This is a genomic window from Paracoccus aestuarii (genome assembly GCF_028553885.1).
Lineage (GTDB): Bacteria > Pseudomonadota > Alphaproteobacteria > Rhodobacterales > Rhodobacteraceae > Paracoccus > Paracoccus aestuarii.
Genome location: NZ_CP067169.1, coordinates 1,957,866 through 1,970,576 on the forward strand (window position 1 = coordinate 1,957,866; position 12,711 = coordinate 1,970,576).

At 68.4% G+C, this 12,711-nt stretch carries 15 protein-coding genes; 5 read left to right on the plus strand and 10 right to left on the minus strand.

The features are described 5' to 3' along the window. Positions 1-86 precede the first annotated feature (86 nt). The 3 genes from JHW48_RS09970 to JHW48_RS09980 form a co-directional block, all read right to left on the minus strand. On the minus strand, positions 87-494 hold the full coding sequence (locus JHW48_RS09970; RefSeq protein WP_119886967.1) for a cytochrome c family protein: 408 nt from the start codon (positions 492-494) through the stop codon (positions 87-89). Between the two features lie 64 nt (positions 495-558). Continuing rightward, positions 559-1,224, minus strand: a complete 666-nt coding sequence (locus JHW48_RS09975) for an ABC transporter ATP-binding protein (RefSeq protein ID WP_119886968.1) — start codon at positions 1,222-1,224, stop codon at positions 559-561. Beyond that, entirely contained in the window at positions 1,217-2,512 is a 1,296-nt protein-coding gene (locus JHW48_RS09980) for a lipoprotein-releasing ABC transporter permease subunit (protein ID WP_119886969.1), read from the minus strand. The genes JHW48_RS09975 and JHW48_RS09980 overlap by 8 nt, the downstream gene beginning before the upstream one ends. A 134-nt stretch (positions 2,513-2,646) precedes the next feature. Between JHW48_RS09980 and radA the strand changes: the two genes are divergently transcribed. The 3 genes from radA (at position 2,647) to purF (ending at position 6,261) form a co-directional block, all read left to right on the plus strand. After that, positions 2,647-4,011: a DNA repair protein RadA gene (gene radA, locus JHW48_RS09985; RefSeq protein ID WP_119886970.1), complete on the plus strand. Its 1,365-nt coding sequence runs from the start codon at positions 2,647-2,649 to the stop codon at positions 4,009-4,011. Positions 4,012-4,053: 42 nt separating this feature from the next. Beyond that, the gene (locus JHW48_RS09990; RefSeq protein WP_119886971.1) at positions 4,054-4,647 is read left to right on the plus strand and encodes a CvpA family protein; all 594 of its coding nucleotides are present in this window, start codon (positions 4,054-4,056) and stop codon (positions 4,645-4,647) included. Between the two features lie 123 nt (positions 4,648-4,770). After that, the gene (gene purF, locus JHW48_RS09995; RefSeq protein WP_119886972.1) at positions 4,771-6,261 is read left to right on the plus strand and encodes an amidophosphoribosyltransferase; all 1,491 of its coding nucleotides are present in this window, start codon (positions 4,771-4,773) and stop codon (positions 6,259-6,261) included. A 69-nt stretch (positions 6,262-6,330) separates the two neighbouring features. Here the strand turns inward: purF and JHW48_RS10000 are convergent, their stop codons facing one another. Genes JHW48_RS10000 through JHW48_RS10015 form a run of 4 tightly spaced genes read right to left on the minus strand, consistent with a single transcriptional unit; the run spans position 6,331 to position 8,552 of the window. Continuing rightward, positions 6,331-6,765, minus strand: a complete 435-nt coding sequence (locus JHW48_RS10000; protein WP_119886973.1) for an NUDIX domain-containing protein — start codon at positions 6,763-6,765, stop codon at positions 6,331-6,333. Continuing rightward, the gene (locus tag JHW48_RS10005; protein WP_119886974.1) at positions 6,762-7,796 is read right to left on the minus strand and encodes a 5-(carboxyamino)imidazole ribonucleotide synthase; all 1,035 of its coding nucleotides are present in this window, start codon (positions 7,794-7,796) and stop codon (positions 6,762-6,764) included. The genes JHW48_RS10000 and JHW48_RS10005 overlap by 4 nt, the downstream gene beginning before the upstream one ends. Further along, positions 7,789-8,274 (minus strand): 5-(carboxyamino)imidazole ribonucleotide mutase, encoded by a 486-nt coding sequence (gene purE / locus JHW48_RS10010; RefSeq protein WP_119886975.1) that lies wholly within the window; start codon positions 8,272-8,274, stop codon positions 7,789-7,791. Before purE ends, JHW48_RS10005 begins: the two co-directional genes overlap by 8 nt. Before the next feature lie 59 nt (positions 8,275-8,333). Then, positions 8,334-8,552: a YdcH family protein gene (locus JHW48_RS10015; protein WP_111301121.1), complete on the minus strand. Its 219-nt coding sequence runs from the start codon at positions 8,550-8,552 to the stop codon at positions 8,334-8,336. A gap of 175 nt (positions 8,553-8,727) precedes the next feature. Between JHW48_RS10015 and JHW48_RS10020 the strand changes: the two genes are divergently transcribed. Beyond that, the gene (locus JHW48_RS10020) at positions 8,728-9,156 is read left to right on the plus strand and encodes an Hsp20 family protein (protein WP_119886976.1); all 429 of its coding nucleotides are present in this window, start codon (positions 8,728-8,730) and stop codon (positions 9,154-9,156) included. Then, a complete protein-coding gene (locus JHW48_RS10025) occupies positions 9,149-9,370 on the plus strand; it encodes a DUF1150 family protein (protein WP_119886977.1) in 222 nt (73 codons plus the stop codon). Before JHW48_RS10020 ends, JHW48_RS10025 begins: the two co-directional genes overlap by 8 nt. Here the strand turns inward: JHW48_RS10025 and JHW48_RS10030 are convergent. The 3 genes from JHW48_RS10030 to JHW48_RS10040 all read right to left on the minus strand — a co-directional run bounded on the left by JHW48_RS10030 (position 9,367) and on the right by JHW48_RS10040 (position 12,667). Beyond that, positions 9,367-10,176, minus strand: a complete 810-nt coding sequence (locus tag JHW48_RS10030; RefSeq protein WP_119886978.1) for a TolB family protein — start codon at positions 10,174-10,176, stop codon at positions 9,367-9,369. The genes JHW48_RS10025 and JHW48_RS10030 overlap by 4 nt on opposite strands. 4 nt (positions 10,177-10,180) lie before the next feature. Beyond that, positions 10,181-11,890 carry a bifunctional sulfate adenylyltransferase/adenylylsulfate kinase gene (locus JHW48_RS10035; RefSeq protein ID WP_119886979.1) on the minus strand — a complete coding sequence of 570 codons (1,710 nt, stop codon included), beginning with the start codon at positions 11,888-11,890 and terminating at the stop codon, positions 10,181-10,183. Between the two features lie 132 nt (positions 11,891-12,022). Next, entirely contained in the window at positions 12,023-12,667 is a 645-nt protein-coding gene (locus tag JHW48_RS10040) for a 2OG-Fe(II) oxygenase (protein ID WP_119886980.1), read from the minus strand. Positions 12,668-12,711 lie beyond the last annotated feature (44 nt).

Sequence of the window (12,711 nt, forward strand, 5' to 3'; positions counted from 1 at the left end):
GTATTTCATCGCGGCGCCGAACCCGTCCCAGCCATCCGCCGATGCCGGCCCCGCCAGCGCGCAGGCCAGCACCAGCGCCGCGCGCATCACCGCTGCAGCGTCCGGATGTAATCGGCCAAGGCCACCAGCCGCGCGGGCGTCGCCACCCGCTGGCCCGACCCGTCGTCATACATGACCACCGGCCCCTCGCGCAGGGTCTCGAAGACCGGCATATGCGATTCGCTGCGCCCCATCGTATAGCCGACCAGCTGGCCCATGACGCGTGGGGCCGGATAGACCCCGCCCGCATTCGCGGCCAGCTGCGTCAGGTCGGATGGCGCGGGCGTCATGCCCACCGCCGCCGGGCCGTTGCCGCGCCCGGCAGGCCCGTGGCAGTCCGCGCAATATTGCGCGTAATCTCGCGCGGCCCCGGTCGGCGCCGCCTCGGGGGCGCAGGCCGCGACCAGCCCCGCCAGCGCCAGCCCCGCCGCCCCCGCCATCATCATCGCCCGCATCGCATGCCCCCTTGTCCGGTTGTTTTGCCCACAGGATGCACCTGGTTCCGTCCCCGCGCAACGATCACACGGCGGCCAGCCGCACGATGCGGTCCATCCGATCCGCCAGCGCATGGTTATGCGTGGCGATCAGCGCCGACAGCCCGGTGTCGCGCACCAGCGTCATCAGCACGTCGAACACCTTGTCCGAAGTCTCGGGGTCCAGGTTGCCCGTCGGCTCATCCGCCAGCAGCAGCGCGGGCTGGTTCGCCAGCGCGCGGCAAAAGGCCACCCGCTGCTGCTCTCCGCCCGACATCTGGGCGGGGCGGTGATCCGCGCGATGCGCCAGCCCCACGCGGCCCAGCAGGTCGGCGGCCCGCGCCTGCGCGTCGCGCCCCGACACGCCATTGGCCAGCTGCGGCAGGACGATGTTCTCGGCCGCGCTGAATTCGGGCAGCAGGTGGTGGAACTGATAGACGAAGCCCAGCTCCTGCCGCCGCGCCTCGGTCCGGGCGCGGTCGGGCAGGCCGGTCATGTCGCGCCCGGCCAGGATCACCCGCCCCGCATCGGGCGTGTCCAGCAGCCCCGCGATATGCAGCAGCGTCGACTTCCCGGCACCCGACGGCGCGACCAGCGCCACGACCTCGCCGCGCGCGACGGTCAGGTCCAGCCCGTCCAGCACCGTCACCGGCGCGGGCCCGCCCAGACCATAGGTCTTGCCCACACCCTCCAGCCGCAACACGTCATTCATAGCGCAGCGCCTCCACCGGGTTCATCCGCGCGGCCCGCCGCGCCGGGAAAATCGTCACCACAAAGGACAGGAACAGCGACAGCCCCACGGCCCGCCCGATGTCCCAGGCCCGCAGATCGGCAGGCAGACGATAGATGCCGCGCACCTCGGGCTGCCAGGCCCCGCCCCCGGTCAGCGCGTTCAGGCCCGCCATGATGCTGTCCACGTTCAGTGCCAGCAACACCCCCAGCACCACCCCGGCCATCGTCCCGATCACCCCCGTGAAGGCCCCGCAGAGGAAGAAGACCCGCAGGATCGACCCCTCGGTCAGGCCCATGGTGCGCAGGATGCCGATGTCGCGACCCTTGTTCTTGACCAGCATGATCAGCCCGCTGGTGATGTTCATCGACGCGATCAGGACCAGCACCGACAGGATGACGAACATCACGTCATCCTCCATGTCCAGGGCCGACAGGAAGGATCCGGAACTGTCACGCCAGGACCAGGTCTGCGCGCCCTCGCCCGCCGCCTGCATCAGCGCCAGCGTCCAGTCATCCACGCGCTCGGGGTCGTCGACAAAGACCTCGATCTCGTCGGCCACCCCCTCGCGGTTGAAATAGGACTGCGCCTCGGCCAGCGGCATGTAGATCCGCGTGCGGTCGATGTCATAGCGCCCGGCGCTGAAGACATAGGTCACCTCATAGGCACTGACCCTGGGCGTGGTGCCGAAGGCCGTGCGCGCCCCCTCCGGCGCGATCAGGCGGATGCGGTCGCCCACCCCCACGCCCAGCTCGCGCGCGATACCGGACCCGATGGCGATCCCCTCGTCGAAGCGCTCCAGATCACCCATCGACGTCGCAGGATCCACGATCCGCGGCATCGCCTCCAGATCGGCGCAGGCGATGCCGAAGACCTCTGCCACGTTCGACGCGTCATTGGCGCTGGCCATGACCTGGCCCTTGACCACGGCGGCGGTGCGGGTGACGCCCGGCACCTCGGCCAGACGCGCGGCCATGCCCTCGTAATCGCTGATCCGCCCCGGCACGATATAGACGTCGTCGGTGAACTCATTGGTGATCCGCTGCGGCGACACATAGACGGTCGTATGCGCATTGGCCCCCAGGATCGTGTCCACGAATTCCGCCCGAAAGCCCGCCCGCACCGCCAGCGTGGCGATCAGCGCCATCACGCCCAGGGCGATGCCGATCAGGCTGATCCAGGTCATGACGCTGACGCCGCCCTCGGCGCGGCGCGCCCGCAGATATCGCCAGGCGATCATGAATTCGAAACGCGAAAAGCCTATCGCCATGGTCCAAGCCCCTGAATTTCCGCCCGGACCCTGCCCCCGCGCCCCCGAAAATTCAAGCCGACAAAGGCGTGAGGGCTTCTTCGTTGCCCAAATACCCATCTTGCGACGCCGGCCCCCCGATGCGACAGGGGGGCATGGCAAAATCCGTCACAGCCTTCACCTGCACCGCCTGCGGCGCCGCTCACAAGAAGTGGGCCGGGCGCTGCGACGCCTGCGGCGCCTGGAACACCATCATCGAGGAGGCGCCGCTGTCCCAAGGCCCCGGCCGCAGCCTGGGCGCCACCAAGGGCAAGCCGGTCCCCCTTTCTGGCCTCTCGACCAGCGAACCGCCGCCGCCGCGCTTCCTGTCGGGCATCGAGGAGCTGGACCGCGTGCTGGGCGGCGGCCTGGTGCCCGGCTCGGCCCTGCTGGTCGGCGGCGACCCGGGCATCGGCAAATCGACGATCCTGCTGCAGGCCGCCGCCGCCTTCTCCAGCGCCAACTACAACGCGATCTATTTCTCGGGCGAGGAAGCCAGCGCCCAAGTCCGCATGCGCGCCGTCCGCCTCGGCCTGGCCGAGGCGCCGATGCGCCTTGGCGCGGAAACCAACCTCAGGAACATCCTGACCACGCTGGACGCCGAACGCCCCGATGTCGCGGTGATCGATTCGATCCAGACCCTGTGGTCGGACACGGTCGAGGCCGCGCCGGGCAGCGTGGCCCAGGTCCGCGCCGCCGCGCACGAGCTTGTGACCTTCGCGAAAAGCCGGGGCGTCGCGGTCATCCTGGTGGGCCATGTCACCAAGGAGGGCCAGCTGGCCGGTCCCCGCGTGGTCGAGCACATGGTCGACACCGTCCTCTATTTCGAGGGCGAGCGCGGGCACCAGTTCCGCATCCTGCGCTCCGTCAAGAACCGGTTCGGCCCCTCGGGCGAGATCGGCGTCTTCGAGATGACGGGCGCGGGCCTGGCCGAGGTCACCAATCCCTCGGCCCTGTTCCTGTCCGAACGCGGCCAGCCCATCGCGGGCAGCGCGGTCTTTGCGGGCATCGAGGGCACCCGCCCCGTCCTGACCGAGGTGCAGGCCTTGGTCGCGCCATCCACCTTGGCCAGTCCGCGCCGCACGGTGGTGGGCCTGGACAGCGGCCGCGTCAGCACGATCCTCGCGGTGCTGGAGGCGCGCTGCGGCATCCCCTTCGCGGGGCTGGACGTGTTCCTGAACGTGGCGGGCGGCATGAAGGTCGCCGAGCCCGCGGCGGACCTTGCCATCGCGGGGGCGCTGCTGTCGGCGCGCGAGGACAGCGCCCTGCCCCCGGAGGCGGTGCTTTTCGGGGAAATCAGCCTGTCGGGCGCGCTGCGGCCGGTGTCGCAGACGGAAAACAGGTTGAAAGAGGCACGGAAACTTGGTTTTTCACAGGCGATTTTGCCGGATGCCTCCAAGGCGGATGGTGGGTCGGACATGGCGCTGCGGCGCATCACCGACCTGACGGGATTTGTGGGCGATATCTTCGGCGCCGGCTGAAGTGCCTGAACGACAAGGACAACCGGCGCAAGGGGCAGGTTCATGGACGGATTTACGATCATCGACGCGGTGGTGGCGGGTGTCATCATCCTTTCGGCGATTCTGGCCTGGTCGCGGGGTTTCGTGCGCGAATCGCTGGCCATCATGGGCTGGATCGCGGCGGCCGTGCTGGCCTTCCTCTTCGCGCCCACGGTGCGCCCGATGATCGCCCAGCTGCCGGTCCTGGACCGCTTCATGGGCGACAGCTGCGAGTTGGCGACGATCGCGGCCTTCGCGGTGGTCTTCGCGCTGGCGCTGGTGGTGTTTTCGATCATCACGCCGCTCTTCTCCTCGGTCGTGCAGCGATCGGCCCTGGGCGGGGTGGATCAGGGCATCGGCTTTCTCTTCGGGGTGGCGCGGGGCGTGCTGCTGGTCGCGATCGCCTTCATCGTCTATGACCGGGTGATGGTGACCCAGCCCGTCGCGGTGGTCGAACAGTCGCGTTCGGCCCAGGTCTTCGAACGCATGCGCACCCAGATGGACGACCAGATCCCCGAGGATGCGCCGGGCTGGATCGTGACCCGGTATGAACAGATGGTGTCGGACTGCACCCTGCCCGCGACGCCGGTGACGCCCACGGCCCCCGCCACCAACTGACGAAGGCCGGTTTTGCGACAGGCCGATGACGAAAAAGCGCCCCCGCCCTTGCGCGGGGGCGTGACTTTGCGGGCCATGGGGACTACATAGCCCCCGACAGCCCCCAGCCATCGAGGTCCGCGCGTGCAACCCTTCCTCGCCCATCCCTTCGATTCGGATCGTCTGCACGAGGAATGCGGCATCTTCGGCGCAATCGGCGTGGCGGATGCCTCGAACTTCGTAGCGCTCGGCCTGCATGCGCTGCAGCATCGCGGGCAGGAGGCGGGCGGCATCGTGGCCCATGACCCCGAACACGGGTTCAACAGCGCCCACCGCTTCGGCTATGTCCGCGACAACTTCACCAAGCCGGAGCTGATGGCCACCCTGCCCGGCCCGCTGGCCATCGGCCATGTCCGCTATTCCACCGCAGGCACCAAGGCCAATACCGCGATCCGCGACGTGCAGCCCTTCTTTGGCGAATTCCACATGGGCGGCTGCGCGATCGCCCATAACGGCAACATCACCAATGCCGCCGCCCTGCGCCGCGAGCTGATCGAGCGCGGCTCGATCTTTCAGTCGTCCTCCGACAGCGAATGCATCATCCACCTGATGGCGCGGTCCATCCAGCGCAACATCCCCGAGCGGATGAAGGACGCGCTGCGCCGGATCGAGGGCGCGTTCTCGGTCATCGCGATGACCCGCACCAAGCTGATCGGCGTGCGCGACCCCTTGGGCGTGCGCCCACTGGTCCTGGGCCGCGTGGGCGAGGACGGCTATGTCCTGGCCTCCGAGACCTGCGCGCTGGACATCATCGGGGCGGAGTTCCTGCGCGAGATCGAGCCGGGCGAGATGGTCGTGATCTCGAAGGGCCAGATCGAGACCTCGCGTCCCTTCGGGCCGTCCACGGGGCGGTTCTGCATCTTCGAGCATGTCTATTTCTCGCGCCCCGATTCGATCATCGGCGGGCGGTCGGTCTATGAAACGCGCCGCCAGATCGGCGTGGAACTGGCCCGCGAGGCCCCGGTCGAGGCCGATCTGGTCTGCCCCGTCCCGGACAGCGGCACCCCCGCGGCCATCGGCTATGCGCAGGAATCGGGCATCCCCTACGGCATGGGGATCATCCGCAACCAGTATATGGGCCGCACCTTCATCGAGCCGTCCGAGCAGATCCGCAACATGGGCGTGCGCCTGAAGCTGAACGTGAATCGCGCGCTGATCGCGGGCAAGCGCGTGGTTCTGGTCGATGACAGCGTCGTGCGCGGCACGACCAGCCGCAAGATCAAAGACATGATACTGGATGCGGGCGCGGCCGAGGTGCATTTCCGCATCGCATCGCCCCCCACCGCCTGGCCGTGTTTCTATGGCGTCGACACGCCCGACCGCGACAAGCTGCTGGCCGCGAACATGACGCCCGAGGAGATGCGCGACTGGATCGGCGTGGACAGCCTGTCCTTCGTGTCGCTGGACGGCCTCTATCGCGCCGTGGGCGAGGCCGGGGGACGCAACGCGAAATGCCCGCAATATTGCGATGCCTGTTTCTCGGGCGATTATCCGGTCGCGCCTTTCGACCAGCTGGAGCGGGGGTTCCGCATGAAGGCGGGATCGGAGACCGCGGGGAAGATGGCCGCGGAGTGATTGCGTCCCGCGACGCGGGGGGACGTTCCGTCCCCCGGACCCCCTTGGGCGCCGCGCGGCGGTGACGGGTCAGGGGACGATGCGTTCCAGATCATCATAGAGCGCCGCATCCGGCGACCAGATCGCCCGGACGAGGCTGTCGGGCTTGTGACGCAGGGATGCCAGCTCGGCGCGGGTGACCCCACGGGCGCGGTTCACGATCCCCTCCGGGTCGGTCAGGGTCAGGCGGTCCGACCCCGTCAGGCCGGCATGGAAATGGATCTCGACCTGGTGGAAGCGGCGGTCGGGATCGTGGAATTCATTGACCAGAAAGGGCCGGCCGACGCGGATGGTTAGGCCGGTCTCCTCGGCCACCTCGCGGGCCAGGTTGTCGGGCAGCGAGGCATGCGGATCGACGCCCCCGCCGGGCAGGCACCACAGATCCGAGCCATGGCCCGGATAGGCGTTGACCACCAGGACGCGGTCCGCGTGCAGGATCGCCGCGCGGACCGCCAACCGGATCATCCGGCGATCACGTTGACATGGCCCATCTTGCGGCCCGGGCGCGCCTCGCCCTTGCCATAGAGATGCAGCTGGGTCCGGGGCTGGGCCAGCAGCGCGGGGACGCGGGCTATGTCGTCGCCGATCAGGTTCTCCATCACCACATCGGCGTGGCGCTTGCCGTCGCCCAAGGGCAGGCCGGCCACGGCGCGGATATGCTGTTCGAACTGATCGACCGCGCAGCCGGCCTGGGTCCAATGGCCGGAATTGTGGACCCGGGGCGCGATCTCGTTCACGATCAGGCCTTGGGGGGTGACGAAGAGCTCGACCCCCATGACGCCCACGTAATCCAGTGCATTGGCAATGCGCGCGGCGATCAGGACCGCATCCGTGGTGACGCGCCCCGGCTGGCCGCAGGGGACCGAGGTGGTGCGCAGGATGCCGCCCTCATGCACGTTCAGGCCGGGGTCGAAGGCCGCGACCTGGCCATCCGCGCCGCGGGCGATGATGACGCTGATCTCGGCGGTGAAATCGACAAACCCTTCCAGCACCGAAGGCGCGCCGGTCCAGTCGGCGGGGCCGTCGCCGATGCGGACCTGGCCCTTGCCGTCATAGCCCATGCGCCGGGTCTTGAGGATCGAGGGCCGCCCGATCTGCGCGATGGCCGCGTCCAGATCGCCTTGGTCCGGGACATCGGCAAAGGGGGCGACGGTCAGGCCGATCTCGGTCAGGAAGGTCTTTTCCGTCAGCCGGTCCTGGGACACGGCCAAGGCGCGCCGTCCGGGTCGGATCGGGCGCAAGGATTCCAGCAGATCCAGCGCCGAGGTCGGCACGTTCTCGAATTCATAGGTGATGACATCGACGCTGTCGGCGAAGGCGCGCAGGGCGGCCTCATCCTCATAGGGGGCGGTGGTCAGGCGCCACGCGACGTCGCCCGCGGGGGCGGCGCCGGGTTCATAGATGTGGCAGCGCAGGCCGAGGCGGCTGGCCGCCGCCGACAGCATCCGGCCCAGCTGGCCCCCACCCAGAATACCAATGGTGCGGATCTCAGACATCGGAGGGCTCCTCGGGGATCGAGGCCGACAGCGCCGCGCGCCAATCGTCCAGCCGCTGCGCCAGCGCCGGATCGTTCAGCGCCAGGATGCCCGCGGCCATCAGCCCGGCATTGGCGGCCCCCGCCGCCCCGATCGCCATGGTCGCGACCGGATAGCCCTTGGGCATCTGCACGATGGAATAGAGCGAATCGACCCCCGACAGCGCCTTGGTCTGGACCGGCACGCCGATCACCGGGATGCGCGTCTTAGAGGCCATCATGCCCGGCAGATGCGCCGCACCCCCCGCCCCCGCGATGATCACCTGCAACCCGCGATCCGCGGCGCCGCGGCCGTAATCCCACAGACGGTCGGGCGTGCGATGGGCGCTGACGATGCGGGCGTGCCAAGCGATCCCCAGCTCGTCCAGGATCGCTGCCGCCTCGCGCATGGTCGGCCAGTCGGACTGGCTGCCCATGATGATTCCCACCGGTTCGGTCATCGCATGTCCCCCGTTCGTGACGTTGGGCCCGTCCTAGCGCGGGCGGGCGCGCGTCGCAATCAGGCGATGATGTCGGGGGTCAGCTCGTCCTCCAGCCGGGCGATGCGGTCCTTCAGGGCCAGCTTCTGCTTCTTCAGCCGCTGCAGCGCCAGCGATGACGTCAGCTGCTGGTCCTGCAGCGCCGCGATGGCCTGGTCCAGATCGCGATGTTCGCAGCGCAGCGCCTCCAGCCGGGCGCGGGTGATCTCGTCATGGGTCATGGAATGCTGCATGTTCATCGGGCGGGCCTTCGTCCAAGCTCGCCTCCCTTATAGCGCGTCACGGCGTCGCTGTTAACAGCGCACTGGGGTCGGCCTTGCAAATCGCGGGGCCGCTTTCCATATTCGGATCATGGTCCTGCCCGCCGGAACGGGGGTCGGGCCGCACAGTCGCTGAGTATCGCAAAGGGCTGACATGACGAAGATTTCCTTGGGGGCGCATCCCTATCTGCTGGGTTTCGACCAGCTTGAACGCCTGGCCGAACGGGCCGCCAAGGGGGCCGAGGGCTATCCCCCCTACAATATCGAACACCGCCCGCCCGATGCCTTCCGCATCACCCTGGCCGTCGCCGGTTTCGCCGAGGACGACCTGGCCATCACCACCGAGGATCGCCAGCTGGTGATCCGCGGGCGCCAGCCCGAGGGCGATGAGGCCCGCGTCTTCCTGCATCGCGGGATCGCCGCGCGCGCCTTTCAGCGCAGCTTCGTCCTGGCCGACGGGGTCGAGGTCACCGCGGCCCAGATGCAGGACGGGCTGCTCCATATCGATCTGCGCCGGGTCAATCCGCAGCAGGTCGTTCGCACCATTCCGATCAGCCGCAACACTGGGGGTCACCATGAATGAGAAATACGCTTTCGGCGATGCCGGCCGGACCGTCTATATCCGCGAGGTCGCCGCGGCGACCCTGCCCCGCGACGTGCAGGACCAGGTGCCGGACGGCGCCACGCTCTATGCCGTGCATGACACGCATGGCGAACGGCTGGCGCTGGTCAACGACCGCCGCCTGGCCTTCCAGCTGGCCCGCCAGAACGAGCTGAGCCCGGTCAGCGTCCACTAGGGACGGTAGCGCATATATGCGAAGCGGTGCCCCCCGGGCGCCCAGCAGGGCACGTTCAGGCTGCCCTGCCCGCCGAACAGGTCGACGATCCGCCGCCGTCCCCCGCCATCGGGCCGCATCAGCCAGATCGACACCTGCCGGTCGCGCGGATGGCCCAAGGTCCCCGGCGCATAGGCCAGATAGACCACATGGTTCCCGCAGGGCGAGGGATGCGGGAACCAGTTCACCCGATTGTCGCGAAAGACCGGCGCGGCCTCGGACCCGTCCTCCCGCATGCGCCAGATCTGGGCATGGCCCGTCGCATCGGAATTGAACCAGATCCACCGCCCGCAGGGGCTGAAATCCGGGCCGTCGTGATGGGCGGTGCCGGGGGTCAGCACGGCCTCGCCCGTCCCGTCCGCCTTGGCGGTGGCGATGCGCACCACCCGGTCCCCGCCCCGCGCGCAGGCATAGGTGATCCGGTCGCCCTGCGCCCCATGCCACCAGCTGGGCCGCGGCAGGCCCAGGGTCTGCACCCGCGCGCCGTCCCAGAGATGGATGCCGGCTTCGGTCCCGTCATGGGCCGAAAAGACGATGCGCCCGTCGGGCAGGATGCCGTGATCGTTGTTGCAGCGTTCCGCGCTGCCCGTGTCGATGGGGGTCAGCCCATGGGCCGTGGCGCGCCACAGCCGCCCCGCGCCGTTCACCAGGAACCAGCCGTCGGGATGCCAGTTGGGGGCCTCGATCAGAAGGGGCGTGCGCAGGATCACCCGCGCACGCCCCGTCCTTGTGTCAAAGACCTCCAGCGATGACCGCCAGCGGGCCATGGGATCAGCCGAGCCCGATCAGGCCCATCGATTCCAGCTTCAGCAGCACCTGATGCGCGGCGCTGTCCACATCGATATCCGTGGTGTCGATGCGCAGCTCGGGCGTCGCGGGCTCCTCATAGGGGTCCGAGATGCCGGTGAATTCCTTGATCTTGCCCTCGCGCGCCAGCTTGTAGAGACCCTTGCGGTCGCGGCGTTCGCATTCCTCCAAGGGGGTCGCGACATGGACCTCGACGAAGGCGCCGCCGGCCTCGACCATCTCGCGCACGGCGCGGCGGGTCGCAGTATAGGGCGCGATGGGCGCGCAGATCGCGATGCCGCCGTTCTTGGTGATCTCGGACGCGACATAGCCGATCCGCTTGATGTTGATGTCGCGATGCTCCTTGGAGAAGCCCAGCTCCGAGGACAGATGCTTGCGCACGACGTCACCGTCCAGCAGCGACACGGGACGGCCGCCCATCTCCATCAGCTTGACCATCAGCGCATTGGCGACGGTGGATTTTCCCGAACCCGACAGGCCGGTGAAAAACACCGTGAAGCCCTGCTGGGCCCGCGGGGGCGAGGTGCGGCGCAGCTGCTGGACCACCTCCGGGAAGCTGAACCATTCGGGGATGTCCAGACCCTCGCGCAGGCGGCGGCGCAGTTCCGTGCCGCTGATATCCAGGACGGTGCTGCCTTCGGGGACCTCGTTGGCGGGGAAATACTGTGCCTTCTCCTGCACATAGACCATGTGTTTGAAGTCCACCATCTCGACGCCGATCTCGTCCTTGAACTGGGTGAACAGCTCCTGCGCGTCATAGGGGCCGTAGAAGTCCTGGCCTTGGCTGTTCTTGCCCGGCCCGGCATGGTCGCGGCCGACGATGAAATGGGTGACGCCGTGATTGGCGCGGATCAGCCCGTGCCAGACCGCCTCGCGGGGGCCGGCCATGCGCATGGCCAGGTTCAGAAGCGACAGGTTGGTGGTCGCGGCCGGATACTTGTCCAGCACCGCCTCGTAGCAGCGCACGCGGGTGAAATGGTCCACGTCGCCCGGCTTGGTCATGCCGACGACCGGATGGATCAGCAGGTTGGCCTGCGCCTCGCGCGCGGCGCGGAAGGTCAGCTCCTGATGCGCGCGGTGCAGCGGGTTGCGGGTCTGGAAGGCGACGACGCGGCTCCAGCCCAGCTTCTTGAACAGTGAACGCAGCTCGTTCGGCGTGTTGCGGCGGGCGCGGAAATCGTAATGCGTGGGCGCGGCCAGGCCCTTGACCGGGCCGCCCAGATAGACCGGGCCCGCGACATTGTGCAGATAGTTCACGGCCGGATGGGCCAGATCGTCGGCACCGAAGACCTTCTCGGCCTCGCGCGCCTTATTCGGCACCCATTTGTCGGTGACCGACAGGATGGCCAGGATCACGCCCTCCTGGTCGCGCAGGGCGATGTCGGTGCCCGGCTCCAGGCCTTCGGCGAATTTCTCGGACACGTCCAAGGTGATCGGCATCGGCCAGAGCGCGCCGGATTCTAGGCGCATGGTCTCGACCACGCCGTCATAATCGGCCTGGGTCAGGAAACCCTTCAGCGGATTGAAGCCGCCATTCATCAACAGCTCCAGATCGCAGATCTGGCGCGGCGTCAGATCCCAGCTGGGCATCTGGCCCGCGGCATCCTTCAGCGCGCCGGCGGAGGCTTCGGAGACATAGAGCTCGGGGATCGGGGTCTGGTTGGCGAGGGACATGGTCGGTGCTCGTGCTGGACACAAAAACGATGGCACGCGCCCGGCCCGGCCGATCGCGTGAATTGGGGCGAGGCATATCGGGGGCGAAGGCGATATTCAAGTCTGGGAAAACGCTTTTTGCCGTGGTGCCCGTCACGCCGGGTCCGCCGCGGCCTCGCGGCGCTGATTCGCCTCGCGGATCGCGGCGGCGGCCTCGTCATAAAGGAAGGGCAGAAAGACCAGCCGCCTGCCCCGCCGCACCGGGGCCACCTGATGCAGCAGACTGCAGGAAAAGACGACCGCCGTGCCCTTGGTCGCGCGGAAGATGGTGGCGGGATATTCGGGAAAGGACAGCTCGCCCCCCTCGAAATCGTCGTTCAGGTGGATCGAGACGGCGAAACGGCGATGCGCGGTGCCGGGCGTCGTGTTGTCGCGATGGGCGCGGAAATGCCCGCCCTCGGCCGCGTCGTAGCAGCCGACCAGATAGCGTTCCATCCGCGTCACCCCGAAGGCATAGGCGCGGTGGATGGCAGGGGCGATGCAGCGGCGGATGCGGTCGCGGATCGCCTCCAGCAACCGGGGATCGGTGATCAGCCCGTCGCGGCGGCGCTTGTGATCGGGGTCGTGATGTTCGACCGTGCGCCCGTTGCGGGTGATCATGACCCCCGATGTCAGCCCGCCATTCACGTCGTAATCCGCGATCAGCGCCGAACAGAGCGCGTCATCGAAGGCATCGGGAATCATCAGTACCGGGGCGGGCGCCAGCAGCGGGTCGCGAAGAAGGACGGGCTCGATCATGTCGCGATGATCCCCAAGCCCGCCCCGCCGTGCAAGCGGCCGTT

Excerpts from the sequence above, each read along its gene's own strand:
- JHW48_RS09970 (WP_119886967.1), bottom strand. The coding sequence starts at position 494 with ATGCGGGCGATGATGATGGCGGGGGCGGCGGGGCTGGCGCTGGCGGGG.
- JHW48_RS09975 (WP_119886968.1), bottom strand. The coding sequence starts at position 1,224 with ATGAATGACGTGTTGCGGCTGGAGGGTGTGGGCAAGACCTATGGTCTG.
- JHW48_RS09980 (WP_119886969.1), bottom strand. The coding sequence starts at position 2,512 with ATGGCGATAGGCTTTTCGCGTTTCGAATTCATGATCGCCTGGCGATAT.
- radA (WP_119886970.1), top strand. The coding sequence starts at position 2,647 with ATGGCAAAATCCGTCACAGCCTTCACCTGCACCGCCTGCGGCGCCGCT.
- JHW48_RS09990 (WP_119886971.1), top strand. The coding sequence starts at position 4,054 with ATGGACGGATTTACGATCATCGACGCGGTGGTGGCGGGTGTCATCATC.
- JHW48_RS10000 (WP_119886973.1), bottom strand. The coding sequence starts at position 6,765 with ATGATCCGGTTGGCGGTCCGCGCGGCGATCCTGCACGCGGACCGCGTC.
- JHW48_RS10005 (WP_119886974.1), bottom strand. The coding sequence starts at position 7,796 with ATGTCTGAGATCCGCACCATTGGTATTCTGGGTGGGGGCCAGCTGGGC.
- purE (WP_119886975.1), bottom strand. The coding sequence starts at position 8,274 with ATGACCGAACCGGTGGGAATCATCATGGGCAGCCAGTCCGACTGGCCG.
- JHW48_RS10015 (WP_111301121.1), bottom strand. The coding sequence starts at position 8,552 with ATGAACATGCAGCATTCCATGACCCATGACGAGATCACCCGCGCCCGG.
- JHW48_RS10020 (WP_119886976.1), top strand. The coding sequence starts at position 8,728 with ATGACGAAGATTTCCTTGGGGGCGCATCCCTATCTGCTGGGTTTCGAC.
- JHW48_RS10025 (WP_119886977.1), top strand. The coding sequence starts at position 9,149 with ATGAATGAGAAATACGCTTTCGGCGATGCCGGCCGGACCGTCTATATC.
- JHW48_RS10030 (WP_119886978.1), bottom strand. The coding sequence starts at position 10,176 with ATGGCCCGCTGGCGGTCATCGCTGGAGGTCTTTGACACAAGGACGGGG.
- JHW48_RS10035 (WP_119886979.1), bottom strand. The coding sequence starts at position 11,890 with ATGTCCCTCGCCAACCAGACCCCGATCCCCGAGCTCTATGTCTCCGAA.
- JHW48_RS10040 (WP_119886980.1), bottom strand. The coding sequence starts at position 12,667 with ATGATCGAGCCCGTCCTTCTTCGCGACCCGCTGCTGGCGCCCGCCCCG.